Origin of the sequence: Vibrio sp. 10N.261.52.A1 (assembly GCF_002876325.1) — a bacterium.
Lineage (GTDB): Bacteria > Pseudomonadota > Gammaproteobacteria > Enterobacterales > Vibrionaceae > Vibrio > Vibrio chagasii.
This window is the reverse complement of record NZ_MCYD01000612.1, coordinates 1-10308: the sequence shown is the minus strand read 5'-3', so window position 1 is coordinate 10308 and position 10308 is coordinate 1. Positions and strand designations below refer to the sequence as shown.

Here is a 10308-nt window from a genome sequence, read left to right as displayed (position 1 = left end):
CTAAGCGGAGAAGAGCCTCTAAATTAATGAAATCATCGACATTGAAACCTCTATAGTTTCTCTGAAATAGTTTAAATATCGGGGTATCACCGTTACTGGCCATACTCTCTTGCCATTGATTCAAAACATTTGAACTTTTAAGGAATTCTTCATACTTAATACATTCATTAGGTTTTTTGTGGGTACTAGGGTCAATGTGATATCCATAAAGCCCTGAAAACATGTCTAAACAACTTTCCAGACTACCGTCCCAACCAAGTAGCTCAACATCAAATTTATCTATGAGTACCCCCTCCATCGAAAAATATAAAGCACTTAAAAGTCACCTTGTTCACTAAACTCAACCAATCGAATAAGCTGGCGACTAGGTAAACTAGTTTGCCATTCGAGTAACTACTTCCTTATATATATGTCCATATCCCTCTGAACCGCGTCTCAGTAAGTAACTAAAATCTACCGGTCTTGTATCATAAACTTCGAATGTGTCATGAAAAGCGCTATCACGACCAACAAATACTTTCTCCAAACAATCGTCAAACTGATCAGCAGTGATGTCGACAACAATAGTTTCATTCACCGTTAACCAAACATGGTTATTTTCACTGTACTCGCATTCCGGAGATGGACGTTTGCCGACTGACTGTACAACGTTAACAGCATATTTTTCTCTCAAATAGAGTCCCAAAATTACACTAGATACCTCACACGAACCTGAAGGAAACCTTTGAAGCTCAACATCAACATAGGTTGACTCTGAAACGACCTTCTTAATCACTTTCCGGACCAGGGTAGCCACTGTTTTTAGTTCTGATACTTGCACTTAATCTCCTTATCAATCATTAGCTAATTCCTTATATTGGGAATTTTTCGCGATTGAATTTCGTCTATGTTGCGGTCATCAAATATAAAACTCAACCAATATCAATCTATGATGTGTGTCGAAAGATAATATATTTGAAGAGCTCAAGAACTATCACTATCATAATTGCCATTCTTTATAATATTTTCAGTTAGTTAGAAAAGGAGCTGGTGAATGAGAAGCGTTGTTAGTGATGATAAAATCACGGATTTTAGGGAGTTAGTGAACTCAAACTCTAGCTTTGTGTATCAAATCTACAAAGATAAAGGCGGTAAGAACCTTTTTAACCTCGTTTGCTCTGCTATGGATTGGATCACTGTTTCTGTTAGGCACTTAGAAAATGCACCTGAGTTTGACAAGAATATAGATAGTAGATGTATGCAGGTCTACTCTCTGATCTCTTCAATAGACCTCATTTTCGAGTCAATCAAACAACTCCATCGAGTGTTTATGAATGACAATAAAGATCCGTTTCATGGTGAACAGAAATGCTTCAAAGCTCGCCTCTTCCCTAATGAAGATGACAATACTTACTTTAAAACTATCAGGGCGTGTTTCGGTGCTCACCCAGTAAATCTTAATCAAGAGAATTCAAAGCGATTCGCAAGTTGGCCATTTACAAGCAGTTTCAACACTGGCGACCTGAGTGTACATTTGTACAGTCGAGATGTGGGCAAAGAAGACTTAACGTTAAACCTGAATATCAATGAGCTGTTCGAATTTCTCAAGATACGATATGAGTACCTAGATGTTATCGCTGATAGGATTGAAACTCTGTTTGTTGAGTACCAACACAAACTTTCAAAAGAAAAAATTGAGACTAAACCTGACCCTTTAGAACAACTCTATGTTCTTCGCACTGAGTCAGAAAAAAGATTAGATAACGAATACTATAATGGAGAGATTGATGACCTCATTATGATTTTTGAAGCGGAAGTAACTGACGCTGACCTTGTACCATTAGCTGATAAGTATAAAGAATCCCTCCTACCTTTGATTGAAGAGATTAAGACGAATCTACAAGAAATGAACATCGTTGACCTAGCAACCAATAGTGTACTGAGATTAAGATCTGACCTTAATAAAGAATTACGATACGAACTCGGAAAGTTCTACACTTGGGTTCACAGTGGTAGGTATGATCCGCTACTCGAATACTATTTTGAAAGGTTCGACGCTTCTACTGATGGTAAGTTCAAGTTCACCAAAACTGATGACATCAAACTTGCGTTTCTTAAAACAAAACTTATGCTCACTGAAAGGTCTGAATAAGTTGGCTTTGCCCGTTTCTTTAGCTGCTCAATACTTTTGAATATCAAAGTTACCTCAACATTACTGTTTCAACTTTGGACTGTATCTCATAAAGGGGCAAAGCCTTCTCATAACACTGCTAAACCAAAATGGGAAACTCGATCATGCCACTTGAAAGGGAAAATCAAGCATACAAGGTTAATGCTTTAACTGCACTCAAACTTACTATCATAAATACCCCCTAGTGTATCGTCGGTTGAGTGTTAGGCAGCGAGTTCAGGTTGTGTTCAATTTGTTCAGCATCCGACATCTTACTGGCGATGTAGTGTTGGGTCCCCTCTTGTCGTGTTATCGGATCGATATTGATGATTTTGAGGTTGCCTGGAATGATGGCAGTACCAAATTTGGTAGATAGGTATTCGAGCTTATGAAAGATTTGAATCACTGCGGCTGCACAGTTGAGGGGCTTAACCTCTTCGAGATAATAAGTGTAGTGATCGAGAGGATTGCTACGTTCTGTATGCTTTTCACAATATGCCTGCATGAGCTCCATAGTTAACGCACCAGTACCGCAAAATGGTTCATAGACCTCGTTATCATTGAGCCCCATCATTTGCTCTAAAAAATCGTCATCTTGATGATTGTTGATTCGTTTCGTCTTTGTATTCACACCTAACTCAATCAGAATGTCCCCGATTGGATCACTGTACCCATTAAGCATTGCATTGCTTAACAACTGTGCAAGCTCTACCACCCCATCTTGTACTGATTCTTTAGAATCTAACCTTGTAGTCACTTTGTGCTGATTAGTATGCGCAAAGGCCCAATAGAAGACAAAATCAGAGAAGGATTTGGAATGGCTGTCATCAAGGTTCCAACTGGTGATGATATTCAGTGCTTGGTTGATCGTGTCCTGTTTATTCATGTGCGCTAACCCATTTAAGTTCTTGATAGTCGGTTAAAACGGTTATGCAACATACGAATGCGGATTTAGGAAGTATTTCAAAGAAATTGAAATTTAGGGTGAAGCGAGATGGCTGGAAGTGTCAAAGCGGATGGAAATGGTGGATGAAAAGCCACCCGATCGGGTGACTTTTCATCTTAACTACAAGGTATGCAGCTACTTATTCAGGTAACGTGTCGAGAAACACATTTTACCTCCTAAGTCTTTTAAGCGGCCATCGAGTTCTTGACGACGCTTTTTTTCAGCTTCACAACTTTTGCAGGTTCCCATCTCACGCTGGCCATGTTTAGTGGTGCGCTTGACGTGCCAAAATTCTTTAGTGAGCGGAAAAAAGTGATTGCATAAGGTACATCGTTTTTCAATACCAATGGCAGTCAATTTCATTTTCCCTAGCTGAGAGTTTTTACGCAAAATGTTGTCAGTAATTGCAAAATGGCAGGTGTCTAGTGACATCGCGATATTGGCAATTGGTACTTCAAACTTTTTGGCAATTTCATTTATCGGCATATCTTCTTTGGATAACGCTTTAATTAAGATATGGTCGGTATCATCTAAATAGGTTGATTCCACGATAGATTCCTCCAATTTTGAGGGATCTATCCCTATGAGGGAAGATCCCTCACGGGTAGTGGTGGGTTGTATCAAGGTTTGGGGTTAAATGAAGTAACCTTGATATGGACAGCTCTCAGAAGCAGGGTAATCACTGTATTGCTTACCTTTTCTGAAACTGAATTTTAATGGGTATTTAACTGGTGCTAATTGCAGGTCAGTTCTCAAATGCGATGGGAGATCGTTTGGTCTAATTTCCTCGCCGTTCACGATAATGAAATCGGAAAAAGCTTGGAATTGGGTAAACTCGCGGTCAAGCAGTGCAGGGTTCACCTGTCTTAGCACATCCAACTCATTCTCTTTAATGAATAGATGGTTATCATATTCAAAAGAGTCCAAGCCAAAGGCCAATTTTATCCCCAGAGTTCGGAGCTCATCGTCGTCGTATGAGTTCGTGACTGTCGTTGGCAAATTATGTTTCGCTAACCATGTATAAGCATCAACACCTCCGAAAACACCATAACCTTCATAAGCCGGTTCATATATTGGGTCTTCGTTGTTTGGTTGGAGCATGTACACTGGACGACACTTCTCAGTACACGTATTAAAGATTGACTGTTTTGTGTCAGCGGTTTTGAAAGAAAAAAAGCCCATAATGTGTTCCTCTGCATAATCTGGTTAACCTATGAGGCACACAACTCCCCTACGGGACGTATGCCCCAAAGGGAGTAAAAGGAAGATTCCTTTAAGATTGGTTACTTCGTTAAGAAGTCAGCAATAATGCTCATGGCATCTTGCGTATTTTTGATGACTGCTGCGGCGCTAGTGTCTCCGTGGTCCGAAGCGTCATACCAAATATCAGCAACAGCGCCATCTTGAAGAGCTTCAACCTCAGTTTTAGGCACAGTGCCGAGAAATGATTTCAAGATGTATAACGCTGAACTGTGCAATGTATCTGCACGGTCAGAAATCATCTTTTCAACCAACTCTGCGCTGATGTCTTCAACGGCTTCACACTTATTGTCTTCAATGAATTCGAGCAACTTGGCTTTATCATCGAGCAATTCAGAATCAATAACTTCACTAAGGTACGCGCCAGCGGCCTCAAGATAGAAGTATTTTGATGCTGTTAAGTTGTCTAGAAACTCCAAAACAGATCGAGGGGCTTCAACATCTTGCGATGTAGGTGTTAGTTCATTCATGGTATACCTCTTGAAATGAGGGGACCGCCCTAATGGGTATCGGACCCACAGGGGGTTAAGCTATAAATAGCTTCGCAATTAAGTCAGCTAAACTGATTATCCCTAAAAGAAATCCAATCAAACCTAAACGAAAGGAAAGCTTTACATTGAGATCTGGGAACGTCCAAAACCATCTTGTAATGTCCCACCAGTCAGCTGTATTCACAGACAAACGAACGTCTTTATTAAAGGTCACACCAAGTTCATTTACACCATCGTAATCGATAGCAATATATTCCTTGTTCAGCCCTTTAATCTTGCCGCCATTACCCATGCAATATCGGATTATCCATTGACCATTCTCTTTGTTGGTGATTCGAATTGCCGTTCGTCTTTTTAGCTTTAAGCTTCCAAAACCAACACGACTGTTTTCGAATCGAACAATTGAATGAGACAGGCCAGAGTCTTCATCAGGCAAACGTAGAACACGTTGAGCAATCATAAAGCTGTGACCATCGTGTATTCGACGACATGGACGTTGAATATCTAAAGTTTTGCGATTCATCAGTTTGCCTCCGTCAGTTCAATCGAACGCTGAATACAAAGAGACATAAACGCAGCCATGACTGGATGATTTAGATCTTCGAACCAACGTTGCCATGACTTCCAGCTAGAGTTTTCATCTAAGCTACATTCCGCAAGAGCAGAAGAATGCACACAAGCATGGCTCAGTAATTGAGTGACTTTGCGTACCAGTGTTTCTTGATATCGAATACCCGTCACATCGAAAGGAAGTTTGCACGAAAGCTGTTCGGCTTCTTCGGTTTCAATCGGAAAGATATCGTCATTTTTTATCAAGAACGCTTGATGACTTGCTTCAAAACAAAATGTCACGAAGTGTGGATTCACGCCTTTTCCAATTGGAAACAAGACACTGCCACAAGGCTTTACAACCCAGAGAAATTGGGTGGTTGGGTTATCACGGCGAGTACGATTCAAGCTACGCGCATCAGCTTCAATATCATCAATCGCAACGATTGGTAATCCGAAGGGTTTTGCTGCAGTTAAAAGCATATCTGAAGTGATCATATTCAGTTCCTCCAAGAACTATTAAGGTTTTGAAGGGACAACTTCCCACAGGGAAGAAAGTCCCTGCTAATGGGTAAGGTGTAAGGGGTTGAGCTATATAGCTCTTTGCTTGACTAGACCTAGACTCGGGCTAGTCGTGCTGAATGCACATTTGCCAAAAAAACGAATCGATAGTTCTTGAAACAGGTACATTTCAAACATCGACTCAGGGCTAAATGAGCAATATAACTTGCGAGTACCAAACCAACTTCTTTCCATGATGTCAGCACCAAAGCTGGATACAATCGATTCAAACTGCTTAAGTTTGTACTGATCTTCCCAGGTTGTAGGTTTGACGATCCAAAAAGACATGGAATGACAATAAGGCATAGCCTCATAACTCACTGCTTGCTTGAATGCCAATCGTAATGATTTAAGCCAGCCTTCAGGGGTTGCCCATCGACCATTAGGCTTTAAATCGCCACTTTCAACACTTCGGCACCATTCACATCCGTATTTTTGGAATAGTGAATACTCAGTGTCGACACCGCAATACATCCAATCTCGGGTGCGCTTTCCTGACTCTGTATCAACACAATTGGACGGACCAATTAAGAGTTGAAGCATGTACAAGTTATCCGTTGAGATGATCTTGAACCGTCTGAAAAGTTCGGCATCGATATCGTAATCGCTCATAGTTGAACAATTGATATTGAAATGTTTGAGTAGGAAATCTTTCTTTTGTTGACTTACTACATCTGCAGGACAGAACGTAGCAAATTTCTCATAGATGATTTCATATGACATAAGGGTTTCCTCCATAGGAATTGGGGATACAAGTTCAATGTCTTTGATTGACGTTGAGTTTGTTGGGGTTATGGGTAATTAAGGTAGTTCGATGTCAATGTCTGATTGCGAATCAACGCAACAAACAAGTATTTCACCGTCTTGCTTATATCCAATAGGGTCATTTAAGTAAGTAGGAGTGCCAGTAGCTTTGAGACGACAAGCGCCACAGTAACCATTTCGGCATTCAGAATTTACTTTGTATCCAGCTCTTTCTAGTGCGACAAGCGCCGTACAAGAATCAGTTGGAATGGGTGTGTTGTTAACTCGCATAATAAACCTCGAATAAATCTCCAGCAGGCATGCAAATACCAAGAGAACGACCGTTGTCCCATTGCATATGCAATGTTCCCATGTCGTCGATACGCTTGATTTGACCAAGTTCTCCTGCATCAATTGGGTCAATATCGTTCATGTGAATCATCTTGATGACGTCACCAGGTTTAAGCGATTGCTTGATTGTTTCAGTAGTCGGGACAAATAAAGTCTCAGCCAGAAACCAGCAATCTGTAGCGAAGTTATCGTGGTATTTAGAATCTAAAAGAAATGGCACATCTAATAATCCATTTGATGTAGTTCGGAAATGTTCACGGCCAGTAAGCTCAAGAGAGGCGTTAATCCAAAGAACAGCGCATTGCGCGATTTGTAGGTCCAACGGGTTATCGTTACAGATATAGCGGGTCATAGAAGACGTATAGTTTGCTAAAGCTGCATCAATGATAGAGTTGCGCATGGTAATTCCTCCAAGGAATAAAGGAACAAACGCAACCTATGATAATAGGGTACGAACTGTTCCCTATGGGTAGGTTTTTGTGACTTGGGTATTAAAGTCAATGGGGACATGTCATAAGACAAGAGGATATTGCAACAGCATCCTAACTGGATGAGGAATAATCACTTTAATAAAGTGATAAATTTCTCGGGTAAATCAATTACAGTTAACATGAATTTCATCGTACTTTTGGCAATTACTGGCGGTATTTTCCGTGTTTACGAAGTACTTGTGTTCTAGTGAACTAATGGCTGAGTAGTAACCTTAAGGTTGATTTTCGTTTTACTGTGCCATCCTTAATTGGCACAACGGCTTTCACTTGCAATAAGCTCCACCCTAACCGCTCTGACTCTTCAAGGACGATGCATTCATAGGAAGCCTCAACTTCACTCAGTGCATTGGCCATATCAGAGAACTTTAGCTCGGACAGCCCTTCAATGTTTTTACCATCAACCGTGTACCAAGACCCAGTGACCATAAGGTTCTCCTTCAGTGATTTTATTTATATCGTTATACAGCAACCGTGCATTGTCTTGAGCTTTTTGCGTTTAGACCAATCCTTGAGCGACCTAAAAGCAAAAAGCCTCCCCGAAGGAAGGCTAATGCGTATTTAAGCAACATCGTTAAATTCTCTATCGAGAAAACCAACCGGTGTCAGCTTGTTTTTGGCTAAGTATCCGATGAAATTCTGATATCCAGAATCACACCATTCATCAAGCCAATCTTGTGATTTTGCCAATTCCTTGATGGGACTCGGTGGAGATGCAATGGTCACTTTGCAGTGATTCATATTTTTCTCTACACGTTCCTTCAAAGAGATGGCAGCTCTGTCGCCTTCCGGCATGTCTTTTCCTTGTGTAAGGCGATCTTTGTCTTTAAAAATAACCAAATCGGTTACTTCGAAAGGAATATCGATCAGCTCCATCAAGGTAGAAGAGATACCTGACCAAACAGGAATACTCTCAGCATGCTGGCAAGCCAAACAGGTTTCAGGACCTTCTCCAACACCTAACACAATTCGTGTATTGCCCATTTCATCTTTGCAGATTAAAGGCATACCAAACTGTATTGATGCACCGCGAGGATCCTCTATTGGTGACATTTGCATCTTAGGGTTATCAAGCAACGGTGATTTATCCGAGCCATCGTCATTCAAAAAAATTCGATGAAAAGCAATCGCCTCACCTTTCAAATTCTGAATGTATAAAACAATGCCTGGTAAATACACTTCGTTGCTTTGTGAGTCCCACATTTTAAGTTGTGAGTGAAACCCAACGTTGCAAGGTATTTGAATGTCACCTAATCCGCGAGATATTAGATAGTTCATACCTATTTCAGATTCAGTGACAGCAAATGCCTCATGTTCAACCTTTTGCAAAATCCATAGGCGTTTGCTTATATCTGCAGGACTAAGAACAGCTTTCTCTTCTTTTTGAGCGGCTACGGCTTTCACTTCTCGTTGAGAAATGTTGTCTGTAGACTCACCCAAAATATCTAAGATAATGTCCATCGCCTTCGATTTATTACAATTTTCAAGCCAAGCGACCATATCAATACCATCACCAATACGACCCTTACCATTGTAATAACCGCCACCAGACTCGTTCCAATCTTTGTACAAGCGAAAGACAGTTTTGCCTTTGCCAGTGAATGGATCTGGTACAGCTTTAGAAACACCATTTGAAGACTTTCGCATCGCCTCAGTTAGTTCACCGTAACATTTGAACACTGAGGACCAGCCACCATGACGCATCACTAACGCATGTACATCTTGGATTTTTGATCTTCTGTAATTGCTCATTTTGACCTCCTAAAAGGGACGCTCCGAAGAGCGTCACTGTTACGTTTAACTAATTTCAATCGATGACAACAAGTTCTGTTGAATCATGTCATCCAACACAGCGGGAAGGTCATCAGCATCACGTATCACTTGATAATTTGGAATGCCTCCGTACCTTGATTCGCAAATATTGATTGACGCAACATCAATCCCTTCGGCCTTACATTGCTCTACCTGACTTTCGACAGCATGTGTATCAGCTGGACACCCATCAGTAACAACAAGTAATTGCTTTCTGCTTGCCATATCGAGCTTTGTAAACTCTTGACGAGCAGCTAAGACAGCCTTATTGGTTTCAGTACCATCAGAAGATTCAGCACCGATTCGCGGATAGCATTGCATCAATGGTTCATTGAATGACTTTCCAACATAAGCCCTCGTGTTGAAATACAAGACTGATACTGGTACATCCAACTCTTCAAGTGCAGCTGCAACCGATAAGGCGGCTTTCTGGGCAATGTCCAATCGACAGAAGCCAGTTCGATCTCCAGACTCATTTGTAACAGGCACACCCATTGAGCCAGAAATATCAATCGCAATAACGAATGAAGATTTATGAGTCTCAACGATATCCTCTGTATAGAAGATTCGACTGTTACCAGCAGGTACACCCGCAAGTAAATCACAATCAAAATCACTACCAGATTCATCGTACATGATGGGTACAGACTCTTTAGCCCACATCTGCGATTCGATAATACGTTTAATCGCACGAGCACCAGAGTTGATACTGCTTTGGATTGGCACTGATAACATTCGCGCATTTAAATCTGGCGTGACGTTATAGTTACAAATGTCTTCATAGGATGCCGGATTCACTGAAGCATGTTTATTGATCGCTTGATCGATAAGCTCATGAAGATCGGCCAATGCTTCACCCAAGCGCTGAAAATCTTCATCACTGAGTGGGTTACGAGTTGATGAGCCTTGAGAAGCGCCCTGACCAGCTGAACTGGGGTTCTGACCATCTGAATCATC

General features: G+C 41.0%; 14 protein-coding genes. 1 reads left to right on the top strand and 13 read right to left on the bottom strand.

The annotated features are described in order from the left end of the window. Both BCT81_RS29595 and BCT81_RS10820 read right to left on the bottom strand, forming a co-directional pair. On the bottom strand, positions 1 to 298 hold a 298-nt coding region (locus BCT81_RS29595; RefSeq protein WP_206748011.1), incomplete at its 3' end, for a hypothetical protein. A gap of 75 nt (positions 299 to 373) precedes the next feature. Continuing rightward, positions 374 to 820 (bottom strand): hypothetical protein, encoded by a 447-nt coding sequence (locus tag BCT81_RS10820; protein ID WP_081231389.1) that lies wholly within the window; start codon positions 818 to 820, stop codon positions 374 to 376. 213 nt (positions 821 to 1033) lie between these two features. Here BCT81_RS10820 and BCT81_RS10815 point away from each other — a divergent pair, with 213 nt between their 5' ends. Further along, a complete protein-coding gene (locus tag BCT81_RS10815; protein WP_102424213.1) occupies positions 1034 to 2131 on the top strand; it encodes a hypothetical protein in 1098 nt (365 codons plus the stop codon). A 220-nt stretch (positions 2132 to 2351) separates the two neighbouring features. On the opposite strand, the gene BCT81_RS10810 is transcribed toward BCT81_RS10815, so the two are convergent. The 11 genes from BCT81_RS10810 to BCT81_RS10755 all read right to left on the bottom strand — a co-directional run. Beyond that, positions 2352 to 3035, bottom strand: a complete 684-nt coding sequence (locus tag BCT81_RS10810) for a hypothetical protein (protein WP_081231387.1) — start codon at positions 3033 to 3035, stop codon at positions 2352 to 2354. 195 nt (positions 3036 to 3230) lie between these two features. Beyond that, positions 3231 to 3644 (bottom strand): hypothetical protein, encoded by a 414-nt coding sequence (locus tag BCT81_RS10805; protein WP_081231386.1) that lies wholly within the window; start codon positions 3642 to 3644, stop codon positions 3231 to 3233. Positions 3645 to 3728: 84 nt separating this feature from the next. Beyond that, positions 3729 to 4277 carry a hypothetical protein gene (locus BCT81_RS10800; protein WP_102424211.1) on the bottom strand — a complete coding sequence of 183 codons (549 nt, stop codon included), beginning with the start codon at positions 4275 to 4277 and terminating at the stop codon, positions 3729 to 3731. A 101-nt stretch (positions 4278 to 4378) separates the two neighbouring features. Then, the gene (locus BCT81_RS10795) at positions 4379 to 4825 is read right to left on the bottom strand and encodes a hypothetical protein (protein WP_081231384.1); all 447 of its coding nucleotides are present in this window, start codon (positions 4823 to 4825) and stop codon (positions 4379 to 4381) included. A 55-nt stretch (positions 4826 to 4880) separates the two neighbouring features. Beyond that, the gene (locus BCT81_RS10790) at positions 4881 to 5369 is read right to left on the bottom strand and encodes a hypothetical protein (protein WP_081231383.1); all 489 of its coding nucleotides are present in this window, start codon (positions 5367 to 5369) and stop codon (positions 4881 to 4883) included. Next, positions 5369 to 5893, bottom strand: a complete 525-nt coding sequence (locus tag BCT81_RS10785; protein ID WP_081231382.1) for a hypothetical protein — start codon at positions 5891 to 5893, stop codon at positions 5369 to 5371. The genes BCT81_RS10790 and BCT81_RS10785 overlap by 1 nt, the downstream gene beginning before the upstream one ends. Positions 5894 to 5986: 93 nt before the next feature. After that, the gene (locus tag BCT81_RS10780; RefSeq protein WP_102424209.1) at positions 5987 to 6679 is read right to left on the bottom strand and encodes a hypothetical protein; all 693 of its coding nucleotides are present in this window, start codon (positions 6677 to 6679) and stop codon (positions 5987 to 5989) included. A 301-nt stretch (positions 6680 to 6980) separates the two neighbouring features. Beyond that, entirely contained in the window at positions 6981 to 7451 is a 471-nt protein-coding gene (locus BCT81_RS10770; protein WP_198596879.1) for a DUF4314 domain-containing protein, read from the bottom strand. Positions 7452 to 7734: 283 nt separating this feature from the next. Then, positions 7735 to 7968 (bottom strand): hypothetical protein, encoded by a 234-nt coding sequence (locus BCT81_RS10765; RefSeq protein ID WP_081231379.1) that lies wholly within the window; start codon positions 7966 to 7968, stop codon positions 7735 to 7737. A 132-nt stretch (positions 7969 to 8100) separates the two neighbouring features. Next, positions 8101 to 9291, bottom strand: a complete 1191-nt coding sequence (locus tag BCT81_RS10760; RefSeq protein ID WP_102424207.1) for a toprim domain-containing protein — start codon at positions 9289 to 9291, stop codon at positions 8101 to 8103. A gap of 45 nt (positions 9292 to 9336) precedes the next feature. Next, positions 9337 to 10308, bottom strand: a 972-nt coding sequence (locus BCT81_RS10755) for a VWA domain-containing protein (protein WP_133152601.1), incomplete at its 5' end; no start/stop codon positions are given.